This window comes from Enterobacter cloacae complex sp. ECL411 (assembly GCF_021869665.1).
GTDB lineage: Bacteria > Pseudomonadota > Gammaproteobacteria > Enterobacterales > Enterobacteriaceae > Enterobacter > Enterobacter intestinihominis.
Genome location: NZ_CP091486.1, coordinates 3,145,262 through 3,169,659, shown reverse-complemented (window position 1 = coordinate 3,169,659; position 24,398 = coordinate 3,145,262). Strand labels below are relative to the sequence as shown.

Here is a 24,398-nt window from a genome sequence, read left to right as displayed (position 1 = left end):
CGCCTTAAACGCAATAATCGCTAAATTTTTAACGTTTCGATAACGGCCTGACGCGCGCCGAGCCGGACGAGGCGCTGGTACGCGCCGGTGATTGCCTCGACAAAGACAGGGTTTTGCGGCAGGTCGTCGCCAAAGATTTCTTTTAGCGTCAGCAGGGCGCTAACGCGTTCTGCGTCACTGCTGGAAGCGACAATGGCCTGAAACTTGTCGCTCAGCGGATCGCGCACGTCAATGGCGTTGCCCTGGTCGTCCGTCCCGCTGACGTAGCGCATCCAGCCTGCGACGCCCAGCGCCAGTAATGGCCAGGCGGTGTTACGCTCAAGATGCATGCGGATCCCATCCAGCATGCGCTGAGGCAGCTTCTGACTGCCGTCCATAGCGATTTGCCAGGTGCGGTGCTGTAGCGCCGGGTTGGCGAAGCGGTCAAGCAGGCTGTCAGCATAGGCTGTCAGATCGACGTTGGTGATGCGCAGCGTAGGGGCCTGCTCATTCAGCATCAGCCTGCGGGCAGCCTCGCGGAAGCTGTCGTCCTGCATACATTCATTTATGTGCGCGTAGCCGGCAAGGTAGCCCAGATACGCCAGGAAGGAGTGGCTGCCGTTCAGCATCCGCAGCTTCATCTGCTCCCAGGGCAGGACATCCTCAACCATCTGTACGCCTGCAACCTCCCATTTCGGACGCCCGGCGACAAAGTTATCTTCCACTACCCACTGAATGAACGGTTCACAGCTGATGGCGCAGGGATCTTCAACGCCAAGTTCCTGGGTGATTTCCGCGAGTGAGGCGTCAGTGGCGGCGGGCACGATTCGGTCGACCATGGTGCCAGGGAAGCTCACGTGCGCCTCGATCCATCCGGCCAGCTCTGCGGATCGCTTTCCGGCCATGCCGAGAACGGCATTTTTCACCACGTGGCCGTTGTCGGGAATATTGTCGCAGGAGAGCACGGTAAACGCTGGCAGGCTGCGCTCGCGGCGGCGATGAAGCGCTTCGACCAGAATACCCGGCGCGGAATGCGGCTCAGACGGATGCTCAAGATCGTGCAGAATGCGGCTGTTGTGCATATCCAGTTTCCCCGTCGCCGGATCGATGCAGTAGCCTTTTTCGGTAATGGTGAGGGAGACAATGGCCACCTGCGGTTCGCAGAACTTCTCAATAATGGCTGCCAGCGAGTCGAGTTTTGCGTTCAGGCACTCTTTTACCGCACCGATAATAATGGGCTGATTGCCTTCGGCACCTTTCTCCAGCACGGTAAACAGATGATCCTGCGCGCGGAGCTGGCGCATGAGAACATCGCCGCTAAAGAGGCTAATCTCACAAATACCCCAGTCGCCTCCTTTGGCGTTCAGCACCCGGTTTGTTAACAACGCCTGATGCGCCCGGTGGAACGCGCCAAAGCCGAAATGGACGATGCGGGAGCGTAACTGCTCGCGATCGTAGCGGGGCTGCTGGACATGAGCAGGAAGCGCGGTGGAGGCAATAGTCTTCATGTAGTACACACCTGATTAACCATTAATTAACAATGCCAGTGTAAAGTTATATGACAACAAATTAAATTGGTAAGCCGTAAATATCCCGGTTATGTGAGTTTGATCAATCAATGTCGCGCGCTGTGTTGACCACTTCGATTAAACATGTATGGTAGTCGTCATTGAGGTAATCCATATTGGTATAACAACTTGAGAGGGTGGGGCAATGGAACAAACCTGGCGTTGGTACGGGCCGAACGATCCGGTTTCTCTTGATGATGTGCGTCAGGCTGGCGCAACGGGTGTGGTCACGGCGCTGCATCATATTCCGAACGGTCAGGTGTGGCCGGTGGAGGAAATCCAAAAGCGTCAGGCACAGCTGGCAGAGAAGGGTCTAACCTGGTCTGTCGTGGAAAGTATTCCGGTTCACGAAGATATCAAAACCCACTCCGGTGAGTGTGAAACCTGGATTGCGAATTATCAGCAGAGCATTCGTAACCTGGCGGCCTGCGGTATTGATACCGTCTGCTATAACTTTATGCCAATTCTGGACTGGACGCGTACCGACCTGGAATATGAAATGGCCGATGGTTCGAAGGCGCTGCGTTTCGATCAAATCGCTTTTGCGGCTTTCGAGCTGCACATTCTGAAGCGTCCGGGGGCGGAAGCAGACTACACCGCCGAAGAGCAGCAGCAGGCGCTGGCGTGGTTCAATGCCGCCAGTGAAGCGGACATTGAGAAGCTGGTTCGCAATATTATCGCGGGCCTGCCGGGGGCGGAAGAGGGCTATACCCTCGATCAGTTCCGCGCGCGCCTGGCGGAATATGGCGATATCGATAAAAACCAGCTGCGTGAAAACATGGCGCACTTCCTGCGCGCTATCGTGCCGGTGGCAGAAGAAGCGGGCGTGCGGCTGGCGGTCCATCCGGACGATCCTCCGCGCCCAATCCTCGGCCTGCCGCGTATCGTGTCGACCATTGAGGATATGCAGTGGCTAAAAGAGACGGTGGACAGCATCTACAACGGCTTTACCATGTGTACGGGCTCTTACGGCGTGCGTGCGGATAACGATCTGGTGCGGATGATCGAAACCTTTGGGGATCGCATTCATTTCACTCACCTGCGTGCAACCTGCCGTGAAGAGAATCCAAAAACCTTCCATGAAGCAGCCCACCTTGGCGGCGACGTGAACATGGTTGCGGTGGTGGATGCCATTCTCTCTGAAGAAGTACGTCGTAAGCAGGCGGGGGATGTACGTCCTATCCCGTTCCGTCCGGATCACGGGCATCAGATGCTGGACGATCTGCGCAAGAAAACGAATCCAGGGTATTCGGCGATTGGCCGTCTGAAAGGGATGGCGGAAGTGCGCGGTATCGAGCTGGCGCTGAAAATGACGAAGTATCCAGAGCTTCTGTAAGCCTGATTGCCCGGTGGCGCTACGCTTACCGGGCCTACGAAAAACCGGCTCTGAGGCCGGTTTTTGTGTTTTTGTAGGCCGGGTAAGGCGCAGCCGCCACCCGGCAAACGCCACAATCAGTCAGCGCGACCCATATAGCGTTTTTCTTCGATATGGATACGGATTTTCTCGCCCGCTGACAGGTATTCTGGCACCTGTACGACCAGACCGGTAGTCAGGGTAGCCGGTTTGTTACGCGCGCTTGCAGACGCGCCTTTGATGCCCGGTGCCGTTTCAACGATTTCCAGATCAACGGTCTGCGGCAGCTCCAGCGCCAGCAGCACGCCATCCCAGGTCAGCACCTGCATGTCCGGCATTCCACCTTCAGGAATAAACAGCAGCTCTTCTTCGATCTGATCTTTGGTGAAGATATACGGGGTGTAATCTTCTTTATCCATGAACACGTATTCGTTGCCGTCGATGTAGGAGAAATCAACGTAGCGACGGGTCAGGGTCACGGTATCCACGATATCGTCGCCTTTAAAACGTTCCTCCACTTTCAGGCCGGTACGGACATCGGAGAAACGCATTTTATACAGCGTTGCTGCGCCACGGGCGCTGGGTGCCTGAATGTCGATATCTTTTACAATCAGCAGTTTGCCATTGTAATTCAGTACCATACCTTTCTTAATTTCGTTCGCTCTTGGCATTGCAGTAATCCTGTTTACGGGAGGTAAAAAATATCGCGCCAAATTACTCGCGCGCGGCCTTTCAGGCAAGCGGAATTCGTGGGTTTTGCTATCAATACATAAAAGGTGTTACTGTGCGCGCAATGCCCGACTGCGCGGGCATCTGCCACCAACAGAGAGCATGTATGGATTGTCGTTCCGACTGTGGCGCGTGCTGTACCGCACCGTCCATCTCAAGCCCCATTCCAGGCATGCCACAAGGCAAGCCTGCCAATACCCGCTGCGTTCAGCTCTCTGACTCCAACCTGTGCATGATCTTTGGCTCGCCTTTACGCCCGAAGGTGTGCTCCGGGCTCCAGCCTGACGCCGAAATGTGCGGCAGTACGCGCCAGCAGGCCATCACTTACCTGCTTGAGCTGGAAGCGCTCACCGCGCCTTAAACGTCCTTAATCCGCGTCAGGCAGCTCAACGTCAGGACGCACATCACCAGCGCAATCCAGAACACCGTATGATAGTTCCAGATTTCAGCCACAACGCCCGCCAGTGAGCCTGCAATAATCCAGCCCACGCGGGTGGTATTAGTATAAAGGGTGGTGGCAGCGCCTGCCTGACCCGGCATCAGATCCTGGAAGTAGAGCATGCCGATACCGGCCAGAATGCCGATATAAATGGCGTTCAGCAGCTGTAAAGCAAGAAGCAGCGCGGGCGTATGAACCGTCAGCATACCGATATAAAACAGCAGCCCGGCAACGGCGGCGATGCGCATCAAAAAGCGCTTGCCGAAGCGCTTCGCGTAATAGCCCGCAATCAGCATGGTGGGGATCTCAAGCCCCGCGGCGGTTCCCATCATGATCCCGGCCAGCTTCTCCGGCAGATGCAGCTCATCAATAATAAACAACGGCATATTAATGATATAGAGGCTGTTCGTTCCCCACATCAGCGTACAGATAATGAATAACAGTAGTGCGTCGCGCCGGTTACGCCGCGGTGCTTCCAGCGTACCGGTCGCCACTTTCGGCTCTTTACGCATGGAAGGCAGGAAGAACCATACCATTGCGCCACACACCACGAAGGCTACCGCCGCGCTGAGGTACATTACCGTAAAGCCAAAACCCATTGCCAGCGCGTAGGCGAGCGGGGGGCCAATCACCCACGCAAGCGACACCTGCGCGCGCAGTATCGAGCTGAACATCACCGCTTCCCGCCCGGTGCGGTCGGCGTGCTCGCGGGCAAGGGCGAACATCTGCGGGTTGGCGGTCGAGCCGAAGCTGCTCAGGAACACCCCAACAAACAGCAGAATGAAATAGTTGCGGTTCCAGGCAAACAACACGCAGGCGAAAACGCCCAGCAGACAGCAAAAAACAATCAGGCTTTTGCGATCGCCTTTTCTGTCGGAACGCCCGGCCAGAAACTGGCTGACCAGGATGCCAATGATGGCGCTCCCGGTGAAGAAGAAGCCAACCATCGCCGGACGCGCGTGGACTTCGTTGGTCAGAAACAGGCTCAGCGTAGGCGTTTGTAACGCACCGGCAATACCGGTGAGGAAAGCAACAATCAAAAACGCCGTTGACGTCAAATCAAAGGGCTTTGGTGAGGCGGCAGCGGGGGTGTTATGCATGTTCAGTCTTTGCGAGTAACAGAGAGAGGCGGAGTTTACGCCGCCTGTCATTAAATAAACAGAGGGCAAAATCAAGATTGCCACAATAAATCAAAATAGCATTTCAGTTTAACGCTGTTTCGCTGAAGCGTGCTGAACCTGTTTGCTGAACATCAGCAAAAACCTCCCTATTGAAGAAGAAATGTGCTGCACTTCTAAATTCTGCAACAAGAAATGTAACTTTTCTTGCAACCTTTTGTAGAAAAGACAAGACTTCTTGAAACGTTTCAGCGCTATCTTGCATGTCCTGTAGAAGCAGGTTAGCGCATATTTTCTCAGTTAAGCTGAAACGATTCAATTTCAGCAGGAGAGGAGAATCATGTTCCAGTTATCTGTTCAGGATATCCACCCGGGCGAACAGGCCGGGAATAAAGAAGAGGCTATTCGCCAGGTCGCCGCTGCGCTCGTGCAGGCTGGCAACGTGGCGGACGGCTACGTCAACGGCATGCTGGCGCGTGAACAGCAGACCTCCACCTTCCTCGGTAACGGTATTGCAATTCCGCACGGCACCACGGACACCCGCGATCAGGTGCTGAAAACCGGCGTGCAGGTTTACCAGTTCCCGCAGGGCGTGCTCTGGGGCGAGGGGCAGGTGGCTTACGTGGCGATCGGTATCGCGGCAAGCGGTGACGAACACCTGGGCCTGCTGCGTCAGCTGACGCACGTGCTGAGCGATGATGCCGTCGCGGAACAGCTTAAATCCGCCACCACTGCTGAAGAGCTGCGTGCCCTGCTGATGGGCGAAAAACAGAGCGAAGCGCTGAAGCTGGATAATGAAACCCTGATGCTGGACGTCGTTGCGTCCGATCTGGTGACGCTCCAGGCGCTGAACGCGGCTCGCCTGAAAGAGGTGGGGGCGGCTGATACCGCCTTTGTGACCCGCACCATCAATGATAAGCCTTTAAACCTGGGTCAGGGCATCTGGCTGAACGACAGTGCTGAAGGCAACCTGCGCAGTGCTATCGCGGTCAGCCGTGCTGCGGTTGCCTTTGAGACAGACGGCGAACGCGCCGCGATGCTGGTAACGGTTGCCATGGCTGACGATCAGCCGGTTTCCGTGCTGAAGCGCCTTGGCGATCTGCTGCTGAACAATAAAGCTGAAAAACTGCTGAACGCAGACGCGGCGACGGTGCTGGCCCTGCTGACCAGCGACGATGCGCTGACGGACGACCTGCTGAGCGCGGAGTACGTGGTGCGTAACGAACATGGCCTGCATGCCCGTCCGGGCACCATGCTGGTGAATACCATTAAACAATTTGAAAGTGAGATCACCGTGACCAATCTGGACGGTTCGGGTAAACCAGCCAACGGGCGCAGCCTGATGAAAGTTGTCGCGCTGGGTGTGAAGAAAGGCCATCGTCTGCGTTTTACCGCGCAGGGTGCTGATGCTGAACAGGCGCTAAAAGCGATTGGCGACGCCATCGCGGCCGGTCTGGGGGAGGGCGCATAATGAGCAGACGTGTTGCGACCATTACGCTGAACCCGGCTTACGATCTGGTGGGCTTCTGCCCGGAAATTGAGCGTGGCGAAGTTAACCTGGTGCGAACCACCGGCCTGCATGCCGCAGGGAAAGGGATTAACGTGGCGAAGGTGCTGAAAGATCTCGGCATCGACGTCACCGTTGGCGGCTTCCTTGGCAAAGACAACCAGGACGGTTTTCAGCAGTTGTTCAGTGAACTGGGCATCGCCAACCGTTTTCAGGTTGTGCAGGGCCGTACCCGTATTAACGTTAAGCTGACCGAGAAAGACGGTGAAGTGACCGATCTGAACTTCTCCGGCTTCGAAGTGACCCCGGCTGACTGGGAGCGCTTCGTTGCCGATTCCCTGAGCTGGCTGGGCCAGTTTGACATGGTGTGCGTCAGCGGCAGCTTGCCGTCCGGCGTCAGCCCGGAAGCGTTCACCGACTGGATGACGCGCCTGCGCAGCCAGTGCCCGTGCATTATTTTTGACAGCAGCCGCGACGCGCTGGTCGCCGGTCTGAAAGCCTCGCCATGGCTGGTTAAGCCTAACCGCCGTGAACTGGAAATCTGGGCGGGCCGTAAGCTGCCAGAATTAAAGGATGTGATTGACGCTGCCTATGCGCTGCGCGAGCAGGGTATCGCTCATGTGGTGATTTCGCTGGGTGCAGAAGGTGCCCTGTGGGTTAACGCCTCCGGGGAATGGATTGCCAAACCGCCTTCTATGGAAGTGGTCAGCACCGTGGGTGCCGGGGATTCGATGGTTGGCGGCCTGATCTACGGTCTGCTGATGCGCGAATCCAGTGAACATACCCTACGCCTTGCTACCGCCGTTGCGGCCCTGGCCGTGAGCCAGAGCAATGTCGGTATTACCGATCGTACCCAGTTAGCCGCGATGATGGCGCGCGTTGACTTAAAACCTTTTAACTAACAGCAGGAGAGGAATAATGAAAACGCTGCTGATCATTGACTCCGGTCTCGGACAGGCTCGTGCCTATATGGCGAAGACCCTGCTGGGCGCGGCGGCACAAAAAGCGCACCTGGATATCATTGATAACCCGGGTGATGCTGAAATGGCGATTGTTCTGGGCGACAAAATCCCCGCGGACAGCGCCCTGAACGGCAAAAAAGTATGGCTGGGCGATATTAACCGCGCGGTGGCACACCCTGAACTGTTTCTGAGCGAAGCAAAAGGTCATGCGACGGTTTACAGCGCACCCGTTGAGGCCGCGCCGGTCGCAACCGCTGGGCCGAAACGCATTGTTGCGGTAACGGCCTGCCCGACAGGTGTGGCTCACACCTTTATGGCGGCTGAAGCCATTGAAACCGAAGCGAAAAAACGCGGCTGGTGGGTGAAGGTTGAAACTCGCGGCTCTGTTGGCGCGGGTAATGCCATCACACCGGAAGAGGTGGCCGAAGCCGATCTGGTGATCGTGGCGGCCGATATCGAAGTGGATCTGGCGAAGTTTGCCGGTAAGCCGATGTACCGCACCTCAACCGGCCTGGCGCTGAAGAAAACTGCGCAGGAGTTTGATAAAGCGCTGGCGGAAGCCAAACCTTATCAGGCGACCGGTGCGGCTAAAACGCCTGGCGAAGGTAAGAAAGAGTCTGCGGGTGCCTATCGTCACCTGTTAACCGGGGTTTCCTACATGCTGCCGATGGTGGTGGCGGGCGGCCTGTGTATTGCGCTCTCCTTTGCCTTTGGTATCGAAGCCTTTAAAGAGCAGGGCACGCTGGCGGCAGCGTTGATGCAGATTGGTGGAGGCTCCGCGTTTGCGCTGATGGTGCCGGTGCTGGCGGGCTTTATCGCCTTCTCCATCGCTGACCGTCCGGGTCTGACGCCGGGTCTTATCGGCGGTATGCTGGCCGTGAGCACTGGTTCTGGCTTTATCGGCGGTATTATTGCCGGTTTCCTTGCCGGTTACGTGGCGAAGCTCATCAGCTCTAAGCTGAAGCTGCCGCAGAGTATGGAGGCGCTGAAACCTATCCTGATCATCCCGCTGATTTCCAGCCTGGTGGTCGGTCTGGCGATGATTTACCTGATTGGTAAGCCGGTCGCGGGCATTCTGGAAGGTCTGACCCACTGGCTGCAAACCATGGGGACGGCGAACGCGGTGCTGTTGGGCGCAATCCTCGGCGGTATGATGTGTACCGACATGGGCGGTCCGGTAAACAAAGCGGCATACGCGTTCGGCGTTGGCCTGCTGAGTACCCAGACCTACGCGCCGATGGCAGCGATCATGGCGGCAGGTATGGTGCCTCCGCTGGCACTTGGCCTGGCGACAATCATTGCCCGTCGTAAGTTCGATAAAGCGCAGCAGGAAGGCGGCAAAGCGGCGCTGGTGCTGGGTCTGTGCTTCATTACCGAAGGCGCAATCCCGTTTGCGGCGCGCGATCCAATGCGTGTTCTGCCATGCTGTATCGTCGGCGGTGCGGTAACGGGAGCTATCTCCATGGCGGTAGGTGCGAAACTGATGGCACCGCACGGCGGTCTGTTCGTCCTGCTGATCCCTGGCGCCATCACGCCGGTGCTGGGCTACCTGCTGGCGATTGTTGCCGGTACGCTGGTGGCGGGTCTGTCTTACGCGGTGCTGAAGCGTCCGGAAGCGGAAGTGGTCGCAAAAGCAGCCTAAAAGAGGTGTCGGGTGGCGGCTTCGCCTTACCCGACCTACAAAAAAGCCGGGTCGCGTTAAGCGCCCGGCTTTTTTTATGCCGCCTGTTCAGCGGTCTGCTGTGCCTTCAGCCAGGCAATCTCTTCTGCCCAGATATCCGGATTGATGGTTTCCAGCACCATTGGAATGCCGTCGAAGCGGGGATCCTGCATGATAAAGCGGAACGCATCGTGGCCGATATTACCTTCGCCCAGGCTGTGGTGACGGTCTACGCGGCTGCCGAACGCGCTTTTCGCATCGTTTAAGTGCATACCGCGAAGATATTTAAAACCAACAATACGCTCGAACTCCTCGAAGGTATTTTTTGTGGCCTCGGTTGTGCGCAGATCATACCCGGCGGCAAACGCGTGGCAGGTATCAATGCACACGCCCACGCGGGATTTGTCTTCCACGCCGTCGATGATCGCCGCCAGATGCTCAAACTTAAAGCCGAGGTTGCTGCCCTGACCGGCGGTATTCTCAATCACCGCCGTCACGCCCTGGGTTTTATCCAGCGTCATGTTGATGGACTCGGCGATGCGCGCCAGACAGGCGTCTTCGTCGATTTGCATCAGATGGCTACCGGGATGGAAGTTCAGCAGCGTCAGCCCCAGCTGTTCGCAGCGCTGAACCTCATCCAGGAATGCTTCGCGGGATTTTTCCAGCGCCTCAGCAACCGGGTGGCCGAGGTTAATCAGGTAGCTGTCGTGCGGGAGGATCTGCCCAGGCCCATAGCGGTATTTCTCGCAGGCGGCTTTGAAGTCATCAATCACTTCCGCGGTGAGGGGAGCTGCGCGCCACTGGCGCTGGTTTTTGGTGAACAGGGCGAAAGCGGTCGCCTCGATTTCGGCGGCGCGAATGGCGGCATTCGCAAGGCCACCGGCAGCGCTGACGTGCGCTCCAACATATTTCATAAAAAGACTCCTGTTAACCCGAAATGCCTATGATAGCGGGTTAACAGGAGAAGGACGAGATGGTTTATGCCAACAGGCTGTGTACCGCAAGGTTAATCGCACCGCCGCCAACAATCAGCCAGATGAACAGCACCAGCGCCATCAGCAGCGGTTTCGCCCCGGCTTTTTTCAGCGCGCTGACGTGCGTGGTGACGCCCAGCGCCGCCATCGCCATCGCCAGCAGGACCGTATCCAGCGTGACCAGCATATCCACCATCGCTTTTGGCAGCAGGTGGAAAGAGTTGAAGATAGCGACCACGATGAACAGGATCGCAAACCACGGAATGGTGATTTTGCTTTTCTCGCTGCCGCCTGCAGGAGCCAGCTGTTTAACCCGCGCCGCGAGGAAAATCAGGAACGGGGCCAGCATCATCACGCGCAGCATTTTGGCAATGACCGCCGCGTTTTCCGCTTCCGGGTTAATGGCGTGACCTGCCGCCACCACCTGCGCCACTTCGTGCATGGTTGAGCCGATATAAATGCCGTAGGTTTCCGGGCTAAACCAGTGCGCCACCAGCGGATACATGGCTGGATACAGGAAGATCGCCAACGTACCGAAGATAACTACCGTCGCGACGGCAACCGTGACTTTACTGGCTTCGGCTTTGACTACCGGCTCTGTTGCCAGTACAGCCGCTGCGCCGCAGATGCTGCTACCCGCACCGATCAGCCAGCTGGTCTGTTTGTCCAGTCCAAAGATCTTCTGGCCGATAAAGCACGCCAGTAAAAAGGTGCTCGAAAGGGTCAGGACGTCGATGGCAATCCCGCTGACACCCACATCCGCAATCTGCGAAAAGGTGAGACGGAAGCCATAAAGGATGATCCCGAGACGTAATAAATGCTGCTTGGCGAAAATCACGCCGCCGTCGCAGGATTTCCAGATGTGCGGGTAAACGGTGTTCCCGACCACCATGCCGAGCAGAATGGCCAGCGTCAGGGCGCTGAACCCTGCACCGGCAACAGCCGGTATACTGCCACCCCATAAGGCCACGCCGGTAACCACGGCGCTGAGCGCGAGACCCGGCACGAAGTGCCACACTGTACGATGATGTTGTAAGGTGATTTCTGACATAACCTTCTCCTTTGTCTGGCTAAAGGTTACGATGCTCTGGCTTAAAAATAAAATTGATTATATATTTATAATCAATCTTTATAAGTGGTAAGCAACCATGCACATTACATTGCGTCAGCTGGAAGTTTTTGCCGAGGTGCTGAAAAGCGGCTCGACAACCCAGGCGTCACAAATGCTGGCGCTCTCGCAGTCCGCCGTTAGCGCGGCCTTGACCGATCTTGAAGGGCAACTGGGCGTCCAGCTTTTCGACAGGGTAGGAAAGCGACTGGTGGTGAACGAACATGGCCGCCTGCTGTATCCGCGTGCCCTGGCCTTGCTTGAGCAGGCAACGGAGATCGAACAGCTGTTCCGCGAGGACAACGGCGCTATTCGCGTCTACGCCAGCAGCACGATCGGTAATTACATCCTGCCGGAAGTGATCGCCCGCTACCGCCGGGATTTTCCGACCCTGCCGCTGGAGATGAGCGTCGGCAACAGCCAGGACGTGATTAACGCGGTGATTGATTTCCGCGTGGACATCGGTCTTATCGAAGGGCCGTGCCACAACGTCGATATCATTGCGGAGCCCTGGCTTGAGGATGAGCTGGTGGTGTTTGCTTCCCCGGCCTCTTCTTTACTCCAGGGCGAGGTTACGCTGGAGCGTCTGGCGCAGGCGCAGTGGATCCTGCGAGAGCAGGGCTCCGGCACGCGTGAGATTGTCGATTATCTACTGCTGTCCCATCTGCCGCAGTTCCAGCTAGGGATGGAGTTAGGTAACTCCGAGGCCATTAAGCATGCCGTACGTCATGGCCTGGGCATTAGCTGTCTTTCCCGACGGGTGATCGCCGAACAGCTGGAAACCGGCTCTCTGGTTGAGATCCCCGTTCCGCTGCCGAAGCTGGTGCGCACGCTGTGGTGCATCCACCATCGTCAGAAACACCTTTCCAGCTCGCTCCAGCGTTTTCTGCGCTATTGTGCCATTTAACGTTCCCCGGTGGCACTTCGCTTACCGGGGCCAGGTGCGCTTATCACTCCACATTTTTATGCTTTACTTATAATCCTGGCCGAGTCATGAAGCTCTCTTATAACTGAGCATTTCTGCCGGAAGCAACGCAGATCGTCTGCTACAATCGCGCCTCATTTATTGAATGGACAGCATTTTCACATGGTTTCAGAAACTAAAACCACAGAAGCGCCCGCGCTACGTCGCGCACTTAAGGCGCGTCACCTGACGATGATCGCCATTGGCGGCTCCATCGGTACGGGTCTTTTCGTTGCCTCTGGCGCAACAATTTCGGCAGCCGGCCCGGGTGGGGCATTATTCTCTTATATCCTGATTGGCCTGATGGTCTACTTCCTGATGACCAGCCTGGGCGAACTGGCGGCATACATGCCGGTGTCTGGTTCGTTTTCGACCTACGGACAAAAATACGTTGAGGAAGGCTTCGGCTTCGCGCTGGGCTGGAACTACTGGTACAACTGGGCGGTGACCATCGCCGTTGACCTCGTCGCCGCACAGCTGGTGATGACCTGGTGGTTCCCGGACACGCCCGGCTGGATCTGGAGCGCCCTGTTCCTGGCGGTCATCTTCCTGCTGAACTACATCTCCGTGCGCGGTTTCGGCGAAGCGGAATACTGGTTCTCTTTGATTAAGGTGGCAACCGTCATCATCTTTATCGTCGTCGGTGTGGCGATGATCGTTGGTATTTTCAAAGGGGCCGAACCGGCGGGCTGGAGTAACTGGACAATAGGCGATGCGCCGTTTGCCGGGGGCTTCTCGGCGATGATTGGCGTGGCGATGATTGTCGGCTTCTCCTTCCAGGGCACCGAACTGATTGGCATTGCGGCCGGTGAATCCGAAAACCCGGAGAAGACCATCCCGCGCGCGGTGCGTCAGGTGTTCTGGCGTATCCTGCTGTTCTATGTGTTCGCGATCCTGATTATCAGCCTGATCATTCCGTATACCGACCCAAGCCTGCTGCGTAACGATGTGAAAGACATCAGCGTCAGCCCGTTCACCCTGGTCTTCCAGCACGCGGGTCTGCTCTCTGCGGCGGCGGTGATGAACGCGGTGATCCTGACGGCGGTACTGTCTGCGGGTAACTCCGGTATGTACGCCTCTACCCGCATGCTCTACACCTTGGCCTGCGACGGTAAAGCGCCACGTATTTTCTCGAAACTGTCTCGCGGTGGCGTGCCACGCAACGCGCTGTATGCGACCACGGTGATTGCGGGTCTCTGTTTCCTGACCTCCATGTTCGGCAACCAGACGGTCTACCTGTGGCTGCTTAACACCTCTGGTATGACGGGCTTCATTGCCTGGCTGGGCATTGCCATCAGCCACTACCGTTTCCGTCGCGGGTACGTCAAGCAGGGTCATGATCTGAATAACCTGCCGTACCGGTCAGGGTTCTTCCCGCTGGGGCCGATCTTCGCCTTCGTTCTGTGCCTGATCATTACCCTGGGCCAGAACTATGAGGCCTTCCTTGCGGACACCATTGACTGGGGCGCCGTCACGGCCACCTATATTGGCATTCCGCTGTTCCTGATCATCTGGTTTGGCTACAAACTGACGAAAGGAACGCGCTTCGTTCGCTACAGTGAAATGGATTTCCCGGAACGATTTAAACAATAACCGCACTTCCTCTCTTTTAGCCCGCTCAATCGAGCGGGCTTTTTTATGGGCAGATCAGAAGCTGTAGGTCATGCCAACGGTATAGCGACGGCCATCCAGCACGGTGTCATACGTATCGTAGTCAATCTGCTTATCGAGCACGTTATACACACCGGCAGTAACCAGCAGGTTTTTGTTGGCGTTGTAGCGCATACCGACATCAACCTGAGTGTAGGACGGTGTACCCTGGGACATTGACGTGCGGCTCAGGTACTCAGACGTTTTACCGCGCAGGTTCAGACGGCTCCAGAAGCCGACGTCGGGCGTCGCCTGCCAGTCCAGGGTGGTGTTGAACATGTGTTTTGGCATTTTGTTCAGTGGCTTGCCGGAGAACTGGCCGCTCTTCTGCTCGGATTCCGTATAGGTGTAGTTTGCAGTCCAGTTCACATCGCGCGTGATTTTCCAGCCGAAAGAGGACTCCACACCGCGCATATTGGCTTTGTCCACGTTGACGCGATCGCTGACGAAATCATAGCTATGATCGCCAATCGTACAGGCGGGATCGGCGCTGCTGTTACAGCGGCGAACTTCCGTAATTTTATCCTTGAAGTCGGTATTAAACAGCGTCACACCGGCATTGAGGTTATCGTTGTTATCCCAGAGCAGGGCGAGCTCTTCGCTCAGGCTCTTCTCGGGTTTCAGATCCGGGTTGCCGACGATGATACCGTCAAGACGGCCGCCACCTGTCACCTGGCCCCAGCTGGCAGACGACTGACGCAGATCCGGCGCACGATAGCCAGCAGAAACCCCGCCTTTCAACGTCCACTGATCGGCCAGATGCCATACGCCGTAACCGCGCGGCGTCCAGTTCGTCCCGTAGTTTTGGTCTTTATCCATACGCAGGCCGCCGGTCAACGTAAAGCTTTCCGTCATTGACCATTCATCTTCGGCAAACAGGGCCCAGCTCCAGCGCGTCAGTTTGTTCAGGCCGTCAGCAGCTTCCAGCTGATTGCCGTTGTCGCGCAATTTCTCATAACGGTACTGTCCGCCGAGGGTCAACGTATGATCGCCGAGGAAGATCTGGTTCTGGTTGTTAAAGGTGGTGTTGTAGGAACGCATTTTGCGACCTGGATTATTGGTCTCTTCCTGCTGGATATAGCTGGTGGTATTGAAGTCGTCGTAATAACCACTGTGGGTTAACGAGTAGGTCGTGTGCTCATAGCGCGAGTCGCTTTTGGTATTTGGCGTACAGGTTGTTCCCCGGCAGGTTTCAGCTGCTTTCGACATCCCCGGGGTGCTGTTTCTGTCCTGAAGCTCGCGAGCAAAGTCGAGATCGAAATCGTTCTTCTCGTCCGGCGTGAAGTTCAGCGTAATGCCACCGTTACGCATTTTCTGCTCGTTATAGCCGTTCACGATTTTATCTTCTGCGCGCCGTGACAACAGCCCCGTCACTTTTGCACCCAGCAGCCCGTCAATCAGGGGACCAGAGGCGTAGGCGTTGGTCTGGAAGATATCGCCGGAGTCATGATTTTCCTGGAAGGTTGCATCGCCATGCAACGAACCGGTCCAGGCTTTGGTGTTCGAGACTTTTTTGGTAATGACGTTAATGACGCCCCCCATAGCATCGGAGCCGTAAAGCGAGGACATCGGGCCGCGGATGACCTCGATGCGCTCAATGGACTCCAGCGGCGGCAGCCAGCCTTGTTCAATACCCGAGTTGTCGCTGTTTGGGCGGGTGCTTCGCGTACTGACGCGTTTGCCGTTCACCAGGAACAGGGTGTACTGAGAGGCCATGCCGCGAATACTGATATCACTGCTACTTCCACCGCCGGTGACGACGACGCCCGGGACATCTCTCAGGGCATCGGTAACATCACGGTAGGCTTTATCTTCAATCTGCTGTTTTGAAATCACAGAGATGGAGGCGGGGGCATTCTGGATCTTTTGTTCAAAACCCGTCGCGGTAACGACAACGGTATCCTGATCGGCTGCGTGAACGAAGGGGGAACATGTGGCAGCGCCAATGGCGACGGCCAGGAGCTTAATGCGTGGTATTGTCATTTGTACATTCCGTATAAAAATGAAAAAAACTCCATCGGGATAACCCTGAGAACTGTATGTTTTTGTCTTGTAAGAACTCTTTGAGATGGAGAAGAGCCTGGAATTGTACAAAAGAATGTAGAATTGTAAACACAAATGATAATTGAAATCATTTGTGTTTGAGTGAGGGCGACGGAAAACAGGCTGGATTCAAGCGGATAGGATTATGTAAATGAGGAGAAAGGCCCGACAGGCGAGAGGCTATCGGGCAAACAGCTGTATTTACGCGAACAAATGTGTCGCATGGAAGCGAAGATGATCTTCAATAAAGGACGCCATAAAGTAATAGCTGTGATCGTATCCCGGCTGTATGCGCAGAGTCAGCGGCCAGTCCTTCTGGCGCGCGGCTTCCGCCAGCACCGCAGGCTGTAACTGCCCGGCGAGGAACTGATCGGCATCACCCTGATCCACCAGCATCGGGATAGCGTCTTCTGGCTGGCTTGCCAGCAACAGCGCACAGCTGTCCCATTCCTGCCATTTCTCTGCATCCTCACCCAGATAGTGCGTGAAGGCTTTTTGCCCCCACGGCACCTGCGTTGGGTTCACAATCGGCGCAAATGCGGACACGCTGGTGTATTTCCCCGGATTTTTCAGCGCCATTATCAGCGCCCCGTGGCCACCCATCGAATGTCCGCTTATCGCGCAGCGCTCGCTGACCGCGAACTGAGAGTGCACCAGGGCAGGCAGTTCATCGCGAATGTAGTCATACATGCGGTAATGGCTCGCCCAGGGTTGTTCCGTGGCGTTGAGATAGAACCCGGCGCCTTTACCCAAATCGTATCCGGCATCGTCGGCCACGTCATCGCCACGCGGGCTGGTATCTGGCATCACCAGCGCAATGCCCAGTTCGGCAGCAATACGCTGGGCACCCGCTTTGGTGGTGAAATTTTCGTCGTTGCAGGTCAGGCCTGAAAGCCAGTACAACACCGGTGGATTGTCCGCAGGGGGCAGGAAAATGCTGAACGTCATAGCACAGTTCAGCGTGGTGGAGTCGTGCCGCCAGCGCTGCTGTCGACCTTCAAAACAACGATGCTCTTCGAGCAGTTCCATGCAGGGCTCCTTATCCGAAAGACTATTCATAAAACGCATAATACAGAGTTTTCATTGACCTGTGAGCAACTTTCACTTTCGCAGGACGGCGAGATGTTGCATCATAAATTTACTTTTCTTTAACAATTGGAGCGATCATGGCGCTGCGTATCGCGCTCAGCGGATTTGTGGTTCTGGTCGTGGCGATGGGGATAGGGCGCTTCGCCTTCACGCCTCAGGTGCCGCTGATGATTGCCGCCGGGCAACTCACGCTTACCAGCGCGGGGCTGGTGGCGGCAATGAACTACCTGGGCTATCTGGTGGGGGCATGGGATGCTATGCGCGCTCATCGCTTCGTTGAAACGCGTCTCTGGCTTGGCATCACTGGCGCGGTGGCGCTGACGCTGCTCTCTGCGGCGGCAGATAATGCTGTCGTTCACGGCCTGCTGCGCTTTGTGATCGGCTGCATGAGCGGCTGGTCGATGGTGCTGATTGCCGCCTGGACCAACGAGCGGCTGGGGCAGCTGGGCAAGCCGGGGCTTAGTGCAGCCGTCTTTGCCGGACCCGGGGCCGGCATCGCCCTGAGTGGCCTGCTGGCGGTCTATATTCAGGCGAGATCCCTGTCTGCCGGCGCGGCATGGCAAATCTACGGCGTACTGGCGTTGGTGCTGATTGCGCTGGTGGCGCGCTACCTGCCGCGCGCGGGCCAGCTTCATCGCCCCGGTACCGCGCCTGAGCCGTTGCTGCTGACTGCAGATCTCAGGCGTCTGGTCTGGAGCTACAGCCTGGCAGGGTTCGGCTATATCCTCCCTGCGACCTTCCTGTCGCAAATGGCGGCGGTGCGTTTCCCCGGCAGCCTGTTTGCCCAGTTTGTCTGGCCAATATTTGGCGCCGCCTCGGTGGTGGGGATTGCGATCAGTATTGCCCTGCGGCATACATCAAGCGCTAACCGCAGGCTGGCGATTGTTCTCTGGTTACAGGGGATTGGCGTGCTGGCGGCCTGGCTGCTGCCGGGCATTGGCGGCTTGCTAACGGGTGGGCTGCTGGTGGGCGGCGGGTTCCTCTGCGCCGTGCAGCTCTCTCTGCTGTACGGTCGCGAGCTGGCGCCAGATCATACGCGTTATATGGCGGGACTGCTCACCACCGGGTATGCCATTGGTCAGCTGATTGGTCCGGTCACGTCGGCACTCTCGACCTGGCTCACGCACCGGCTGGAACCTGCGCTGGGGCTGGCGGGGATCGCGCTGTTCGCTGGCGGAGCGTTAGTCTGGAACCGTCAGGCTGAAAGGCAACAGCAATTGCAATAATTATCGACGTGAATACTGGATTATGTGCGTCGCCTCACGCACAATGAGCGCACACTTTTGCCACAACGAGGGCAAAAGACGCCACACCTGCAGGAGAAAAGAATGTCATCACTCAGTAAAGAAGCTGCCCTTGTCCATGAAGCGCTGGTTGCGCGCGGTCTTGAAACGCCACTGCGCCCGCCCGTGCAGGAGCTGGACAATGTTACCCGCAAGAGTCTGATCGCCGGCCATATGACGGAGATCATGCAACTGCTGAATCTCGATCTGAGCGACGACAGCCTGATGGAGACGCCGCACCGCATCGCGAAAATGTACGTCGACGAAATTTTCTCCGGCCTGGATTACGCGAACTTCCCGAAAATCACCGTCATTGAAAACAAGATGAAGGTCGATGAGATGGTGACGGTACGCGATATCACGCTGACCAGCACCTGCGAGCATCACTTTGTGACCATCGATGGTAAAGCGACGGTGGCCTATATTCCAAAAGATACGGTCATTGGCCTGTCCAAGATCAACCGCATCGTGCAGTTCTTTGCCCAGCGTCCTCAGGTGCAGGAGCGTCTGACGCAGCAGATCCTGACCGCACTGCAAACCCTGTTGGGGACTAACAACGTGGCGGTGTCTATCGACGCGGTTCACTACTGCGTGAAAGCGCGTGGCGTGCGTGATGCAACCAGCGCGACTACCACCACCTCGCTGGGCGGCCTGTTCAAATCGAGCCAGAACACCCGCCAGGAGTTTCTGCGCGCCGTGCGCCACCACAACTAATCAGACAGGGCAGGGACCATGGAGCGAAACGTCACGCTCGATTTTGTTCGCGGCGTCGCCATTCTCGGTATCCTGCTGCTGAATATCAGCGCCTTCGGTCTGCCGAAGACCGCCTATCTGAACCCTGCGTGGTATGGCGACATCACGCGCAGCGACGCCTGGACGTGGGCAATCCTTGATCTCTTCGCACAGGTTAAATTTCTGACCCTCTTTGCGCTTCTGTTTGGCGCGGGACTTCAGCTTCTCCTCAAACGCGGTACGCGCTGGATCCAGTCGCGTTTAACGCTGCTGGTTATCCTCGGTTTTATCCACGGGCTGCTTTTCTGGGACGGCGATATTCTGCTCGCGTATGGTCTGGTGGGCCTGATTTGCTGGCGGCTGATCCGTGACGCGCCCGGTGTAAAAAGCCTCTTTAACACTGGCGTGATGCTCTATGTCATGGGACTGACCGTGTTATTGCTGCTTGGCATGATCGCTAATGCTTCCACCAGTCGTTCGTGGATCCCGGATGCGGCCAATCTGCAATATGAGCAGTTCTGGAAGCTGAAAGGCGGCATAGAAGCGATCGGCAACCGGGCCGATATGCTCGGCGATAACCTGCTGGCGCTGGGGGCGCAATACGGCTGGCAGCTGGCGGGGATGATGCTGATGGGCGCAGCCCTGATGCGCACCGGCTGGCTGAAAGGAGAATTTAGCCTGCGACACTATCGTCTCACAGGCGCTGGCCTGGTACTGCTCGGCGTGATGATTAACCTTCCGGCGGTGATCGTACAGTGGCATCTTCAGTGGGATTATCGCTGGTGCGCCTTCCTGTTGCAGGTGCCGCGCGAACTGAGCGCGCCGTTCCAGACCATTGGCTATGCGGCGCTGATCTATGGCTTCTGGCCCCGGCTTTCTCGCCTGTGGATCGTCAGTGCGGTAGCCTGCGTTGGACGGATGGCGTTAAGCAATTACATCCTGCAAACGCTGATATGCACCACGCTTTTCTACCGATTCGGCCTGTTTATGAAATTCGACCGCCTGACGCTGCTGGCGTTTGTTATTCCGGTCTGGATTGTTAACGTGGTGTTTTCAGTTATCTGGCTGCGTTTTTTCCGCCAGGGCCCGCTGGAGTGGGTATGGCGACGGTTAACCGCCCTTGCGTCGGGCGTGTCATTGCGTAATACATCCAGATAACGATCTGGATCACAATCATTAACAAAACGGATGTAAGCGTTTTCATCTGTGTGAGCTTCTTCACGTAGTCTCTTCTCTCTCGCTGCCAGAATAGCCACCTTGCTAAACACAGGGGGTGTCTGTGAGTTGCTGCAATCCTTTTAAGGGTGGTGAATATGATCACCATTCGTGACGTCGCCCGCCAGGCGGGTGTTTCTGTTGCTACTGTCTCCCGCGTGCTGAACAACAGTGCGCTGGTCAGCCCTGAAACGCGTGAAACCGTAATGAAAGCCGTGACCCAGCTGGGGTACCGGCCAAACGCCAATGCTCAGGCGCTGGCGACGCAGGTCAGCGATACCATTGGCGTCGTGGTGATGGACGTGTCGGACGCCTTCTTCGGCGCGCTGGTCAAAGCGGTGGACGTCGTTGCTCAGCAGCACCAGAAATATGTGCTGATTGGCAACAGCTATCACGAGGCTGAAAAAGAGCGTTATGCCATTGAGGTACTGATCCGCCAGCGCTGTAACGCCCTGATTGTGCACTCAAAAGCCCTGAGCGATGAAGAGCTGGCCGGGTTTATGGAGCAGATCCCCGGTATGGTGCTGATCAACCGTATCGTCCCCGGTTATGCGCACCGCTGTGTCGGTCTGGATAACATCAGCGGCGCGATGATGGCGACGCGGATGCTCATCAGTAACGGCCATCAGCGCATTGGTTATCTGGCTTCCAGCCACGGTATTGAAGACGACATGATGCGCCGTGAGGGCTGGCAAAACGCCCTGAAAGAACAGGGCATTGCGCCGCTGGAGAGCTGGGTTGGTACCGGTTCGCCGGACATGCAGGGCGGTGAAGCGGCAATGGTGGAACTGCTGGGGCGTAATCTTCAGCTGACGGCCGTGTTTGCCTATAACGACAGCATGGCGGCAGGTGCGCTTACCGCGCTGAAAGATAATGGCATTGCGGTGCCGCAGCATTTATCGCTGATCGGTTTTGATGATATCCCGATTGCCCGTTACACCGATCCGCAGCTGACAACGGTGCGTTACCCTATTGCGTCGATGGCGAAACTGGCGACAGAGCTGGCGTTACAGGGGGCGGCAGGACTGTTAGATCCTGACGCAACGCATTGTTTTATGCCGACTTTAGTACGCCGCCATTCGGTCGCTATCCGACAAACTGTGGCTCCGATCACTAACTGATAACATCACGTGATGTAACCGTTTTCAATCTGTGAGTAAATTCACAGTATCTTAACAAGCCGCTGTCTATGATGTCAGCGTTTTAGGGGCTGAAACACAATGTAACGGTGATTATTCACTTTTACCGTTACCAGAATGCCTCAAACAACGAATAAAACGCATTTCTGGAGCGTTACCGAACACGGAAGCTGGACATTTTATAAGTGAACTTCGGCGATCAGTAACGTTTTATTAACATCTGCCCGCCGACCGTTTTTCACAAGAACTACCCTGCATAAAAAAAACCGGAGATACCATGAATAAGAAGGTGTTGACTCTGTCTGCTGTCATGGCAAGCATGCTTTTTGGCGCAGCAGCACACGCAGCGGATACCCGTATTGGCGTGACTATCTATAAATACGACGACAACTTCATGTCCGTTGTGCGTAAAGCAATTGAAAAAGATGCTAAATCAGCGCCAGACGTGCAGCTGCTGATGAATGACTCCCAGAATGACCAGTCTAAACAGAACGATCAGATTGACGTTCTTCTGGCAAAAGGCGTGAAAGCGCTGGCTATTAACCTGGTTGACCCGGCTGCGGCAGGTACGGTGATCGAGAAAGCACGCGGCCAGAACGTGCCGATTGTCTTCTTCAACAAAGAGCCTTCCCGTAAAGCGCTGGACAGCTACGATAAAGCGTATTACGTGGGTACTGACTCCAAAGAGTCCGGGATTATCCAGGGCGATCTTATTGCGAAACACTGGGCGGCGAACCCAAACTGGGATATGAACAAAGATGGTCAGATTCAGTTCGTTCTGCTGAAAGGCGAACCGGGCCATCCGGATGCTGAAGCACGTACCACCTACGTTATTAAAGAGCTGAACGACAAGGGCCTGAAAACCCAGCAGCTGGCGTTAGACACCGCAATGTGGGACACCGCTCAGGCGAAAGATAAGATGGATGCGTGGCTCTCTGGCCCGAACGCCAACAAAATTGAAGTGGTCATCGCCAACAACGATGCAATGGCAATGGGTGCAGTTGAAGCGCTGAAAGCACACAACAAATCCGCCATTCCTGTATTCGGTGTGGATGCTCTGCCAGAAGCGCTGGCGCTGGTGAAATCTGGCGCAATGGCCGGTACCGTGCTGAACGATGCTAACAACCAGGCGAAAGCCACCTTCGATCTGGCGAAAAACCTCGCTGATGGTAAAGGCGCTGCTGACGGCACCAGCTGGAAAATTGAAAACAAAATCGTTCGCGTTCCTTACGTGGGCGTAGACCAGTCCAACCTGGCTGAGTTTATCGGTAAATAAGTTAACTGAATTGTCTTCACTGGGCGCAATTCGTTGCGCCCTTTTATAACGCGATATGCGAGGCCAACAAGGTATAATTATGGTCAGCACAACTACTCAGTCGTCCGGTGAATACTTGTTGGAAATGACCGGTGTTAACAAGTCATTCCCCGGTGTTAAGGCGCTCGATAATGTTAATTTAAAAGTTCGTCCTCACTCTATTCATGCGTTAATGGGTGAAAACGGTGCGGGTAAATCAACATTATTAAAATGCCTTTTTGGGATCTATCAAAAAGATTCTGGCAGCATTCTTTTTCAGGGAAAAGAGATCGACTTCCATTCAGCGAAAGAAGCGCTGGAGAACGGTATCTCGATGGTACACCAGGAATTAAACCTGGTTCTGCAACGTTCAGTTATGGATAATATGTGGTTGGGCCGCTATCCAACCAAAGGTGTCTTTGTCGATCAGGATAAAATGTATCGCGACACCAAAGCCATTTTTGATGAGCTGGATATTGATATCGACCCGCGCGCACGCGTCGGGACATTATCGGTTTCCCAGATGCAGATGATCGAAATTGCCAAAGCGTTCTCCTATGATGCGAAAATCGTGATCATGGATGAACCAACGTCGTCATTAACGGAAAAAGAGGTTAATCACCTTTTTACCATTATTCGTAAGCTGAAAGATCGCGGCTGCGGCATTGTCTATATCTCACATAAAATGGAAGAGATCTTCCAGCTGTGCGATGAAATCACCATTCTGCGCGACGGCCAGTGGATTGCCACCCAGCCGCTGGAAGGGCTGGACATGGACAAGATCATCGCCATGATGGTTGGCCGTTCATTGAACCAGCGCTTCCCGGATAAAGAAAACAAGCCGGGCGAAGTGATTCTGGAGGTGCGTAACCTGACCTCACTGCGTCAGCCGTCCATCCGCGATGTCTCTTTCGATTTGCACAAGGGCGAGATCCTTGGTATCGCAGGGCTGGTGGGCGCTAAGCGCACCGATATCGTGGAAACCCTGTTTGGTATCCGTGAGAAAGCCGAGGGCACCATTACCCTGCACGGTAAGAAAATCAACAACCACAACGCCAATGAAGCCATTAATAATGGTTTTGCGCTGGTGACGGAAGAGCGGCGTTCCACCGGTATTTACGCTTATCTTGATATTAACTTTAACTCGTTAATTTCTAATATTCGCAATTACAAAAACAAGGTCGGGTTGCTGGATAATTCCCGCATGAAGAGCGATACCCAATGGGTGATTGACTCCATGCGCGTGAAAACGCCGGGCCACCGCACGCAAATTGGCTCACTCTCGGGAGGGAACCAGCAGAAAGTCATTATTGGTCGCTGGCTATTAACCCAGCCTGAAATACTGATGCTGGATGAACCTACGCGCGGTATCGACGTGGGTGCAAAATTCGAGATTTACCAGCTGATCGCAGAGCTGGCGAAAAAAGATAAAGGGATCATTATTATTTCTTCCGAAATGCCGGAATTGTTAGGGATCACAGACCGTATTCTGGTTATGAGCAATGGTCTCGTTGCCGGTATTGTTGAAACCAAAACGACAACGCAAAACGAAATTTTGCGTCTTGCGTCTTTGCACCTTTAAGATCAGGGG

21 protein-coding genes are annotated in these 24,398 nt (G+C 55.7%); 13 read left to right on the top strand and 8 right to left on the bottom strand.

Annotated features, from left to right (window positions below; all coding sequences use genetic code 11):
- Positions 1-20 precede the first annotated feature (20 nt).
- Positions 21-1,487 (bottom strand): mannitol dehydrogenase family protein, encoded by a 1,467-nt coding sequence (locus L3069_RS15065; protein WP_038416424.1) that lies wholly within the window; start codon positions 1,485-1,487, stop codon positions 21-23.
- A gap of 205 nt (positions 1,488-1,692) precedes the next feature.
- Here L3069_RS15065 and uxuA point away from each other — a divergent pair, with 205 nt between their 5' ends.
- Positions 1,693-2,883 (top strand): mannonate dehydratase, encoded by a 1,191-nt coding sequence (uxuA, locus tag L3069_RS15060; protein ID WP_022648722.1) that lies wholly within the window; start codon positions 1,693-1,695, stop codon positions 2,881-2,883.
- Between the two features lie 116 nt (positions 2,884-2,999).
- On the opposite strand, the gene yeiP is transcribed toward uxuA, so the two are convergent.
- Positions 3,000-3,572, bottom strand: coding sequence for an elongation factor P-like protein YeiP (gene yeiP / locus L3069_RS15055; RefSeq protein ID WP_003859355.1), 573 nt, complete (start codon positions 3,570-3,572; stop codon positions 3,000-3,002).
- 164 nt (positions 3,573-3,736) lie between these two features.
- On the opposite strand from yeiP, the gene L3069_RS15050 reads away from it, so the two are divergent.
- Entirely contained in the window at positions 3,737-3,991 is a 255-nt protein-coding gene (locus L3069_RS15050) for a YkgJ family cysteine cluster protein (RefSeq protein ID WP_032622476.1), read from the top strand.
- On the opposite strand, the gene setB is transcribed toward L3069_RS15050, so the two are convergent.
- The gene (gene setB / locus L3069_RS15045) at positions 3,988-5,169 is read right to left on the bottom strand and encodes a sugar efflux transporter SetB (RefSeq protein ID WP_038416423.1); all 1,182 of its coding nucleotides are present in this window, start codon (positions 5,167-5,169) and stop codon (positions 3,988-3,990) included. The genes L3069_RS15050 and setB overlap by 4 nt on opposite strands.
- Before the next feature lie 103 nt (positions 5,170-5,272).
- A complete protein-coding gene (locus L3069_RS15040; protein WP_139152663.1) occupies positions 5,273-5,452 on the bottom strand; it encodes a hypothetical protein in 180 nt (59 codons plus the stop codon).
- A gap of 75 nt (positions 5,453-5,527) precedes the next feature.
- On the opposite strand from L3069_RS15040, the gene fruB reads away from it, so the two are divergent.
- Genes fruB through fruA form a run of 3 tightly spaced genes read left to right on the top strand, consistent with a single transcriptional unit; the run spans position 5,528 to position 9,298 of the window.
- Entirely contained in the window at positions 5,528-6,658 is a 1,131-nt protein-coding gene (gene fruB / locus L3069_RS15035) for a fused PTS fructose transporter subunit IIA/HPr protein (protein ID WP_022648705.1), read from the top strand.
- On the top strand, positions 6,658-7,596 hold the full coding sequence (gene fruK, locus L3069_RS15030; RefSeq protein WP_236901887.1) for a 1-phosphofructokinase: 939 nt from the start codon (positions 6,658-6,660) through the stop codon (positions 7,594-7,596). Before fruB ends, fruK begins: the two co-directional genes overlap by 1 nt.
- Before the next feature lie 16 nt (positions 7,597-7,612).
- Positions 7,613-9,298, top strand: a complete 1,686-nt coding sequence (fruA, locus tag L3069_RS15025; protein WP_022648704.1) for a PTS fructose transporter subunit IIBC — start codon at positions 7,613-7,615, stop codon at positions 9,296-9,298.
- Positions 9,299-9,372: 74 nt separating this feature from the next.
- Here the strand turns inward: fruA and nfo are convergent, their stop codons facing one another.
- Complete coding sequence (gene nfo, locus L3069_RS15020) at positions 9,373-10,230, bottom strand: deoxyribonuclease IV (protein ID WP_023300589.1); 858 nt, start codon at positions 10,228-10,230, stop codon at positions 9,373-9,375.
- A 64-nt stretch (positions 10,231-10,294) separates the two neighbouring features.
- Positions 10,295-11,341, bottom strand: a complete 1,047-nt coding sequence (locus L3069_RS15015; RefSeq protein WP_022648702.1) for a YeiH family protein — start codon at positions 11,339-11,341, stop codon at positions 10,295-10,297.
- A gap of 97 nt (positions 11,342-11,438) precedes the next feature.
- Here L3069_RS15015 and yieE point away from each other — a divergent pair, with 97 nt between their 5' ends.
- Together yieE and L3069_RS15005 are read left to right on the top strand one after the other, a co-directional pair.
- Positions 11,439-12,305 carry a DNA-binding transcriptional regulator YeiE gene (gene yieE, locus L3069_RS15010; protein WP_017383387.1) on the top strand — a complete coding sequence of 289 codons (867 nt, stop codon included), beginning with the start codon at positions 11,439-11,441 and terminating at the stop codon, positions 12,303-12,305.
- 180 nt (positions 12,306-12,485) lie between these two features.
- Entirely contained in the window at positions 12,486-13,955 is a 1,470-nt protein-coding gene (locus L3069_RS15005) for an amino acid permease (RefSeq protein WP_022648700.1), read from the top strand.
- A gap of 54 nt (positions 13,956-14,009) precedes the next feature.
- Here L3069_RS15005 and L3069_RS15000 read toward each other — a convergent pair whose 3' ends face one another.
- Together L3069_RS15000 and fghA are read right to left on the bottom strand one after the other, a co-directional pair.
- Positions 14,010-15,995, bottom strand: coding sequence for a ligand-gated channel protein (locus tag L3069_RS15000; protein ID WP_023306610.1), 1,986 nt, complete (start codon positions 15,993-15,995; stop codon positions 14,010-14,012).
- Positions 15,996-16,256: 261 nt separating this feature from the next.
- Entirely contained in the window at positions 16,257-17,084 is an 828-nt protein-coding gene (fghA, locus tag L3069_RS14995; RefSeq protein WP_038416422.1) for an S-formylglutathione hydrolase, read from the bottom strand.
- A gap of 137 nt (positions 17,085-17,221) precedes the next feature.
- On the opposite strand from fghA, the gene L3069_RS14990 reads away from it, so the two are divergent.
- The 6 genes from L3069_RS14990 (at position 17,222) to mglA (ending at position 24,389) form a co-directional block, all read left to right on the top strand.
- Positions 17,222-18,370 (top strand): YbfB/YjiJ family MFS transporter, encoded by a 1,149-nt coding sequence (locus L3069_RS14990; RefSeq protein WP_038416421.1) that lies wholly within the window; start codon positions 17,222-17,224, stop codon positions 18,368-18,370.
- Between the two features lie 102 nt (positions 18,371-18,472).
- Entirely contained in the window at positions 18,473-19,141 is a 669-nt protein-coding gene (gene folE / locus L3069_RS14985; RefSeq protein ID WP_017383384.1) for a GTP cyclohydrolase I FolE, read from the top strand.
- An 18-nt stretch (positions 19,142-19,159) separates the two neighbouring features.
- Positions 19,160-20,317 carry a DUF418 domain-containing protein YeiB gene (yeiB, locus tag L3069_RS14980; RefSeq protein ID WP_038416420.1) on the top strand — a complete coding sequence of 386 codons (1,158 nt, stop codon included), beginning with the start codon at positions 19,160-19,162 and terminating at the stop codon, positions 20,315-20,317.
- Between the two features lie 155 nt (positions 20,318-20,472).
- Entirely contained in the window at positions 20,473-21,495 is a 1,023-nt protein-coding gene (gene galS, locus L3069_RS14975; protein WP_003859324.1) for an HTH-type transcriptional regulator GalS, read from the top strand.
- Between the two features lie 295 nt (positions 21,496-21,790).
- Positions 21,791-22,789, top strand: a complete 999-nt coding sequence (mglB, locus tag L3069_RS14970) for a galactose/glucose ABC transporter substrate-binding protein MglB (RefSeq protein WP_022648695.1) — start codon at positions 21,791-21,793, stop codon at positions 22,787-22,789.
- A gap of 79 nt (positions 22,790-22,868) precedes the next feature.
- Positions 22,869-24,389 carry a galactose/methyl galactoside ABC transporter ATP-binding protein MglA gene (mglA, locus tag L3069_RS14965; RefSeq protein WP_003859320.1) on the top strand — a complete coding sequence of 507 codons (1,521 nt, stop codon included), beginning with the start codon at positions 22,869-22,871 and terminating at the stop codon, positions 24,387-24,389.
- Positions 24,390-24,398: the final 9 nt, after the last annotated feature.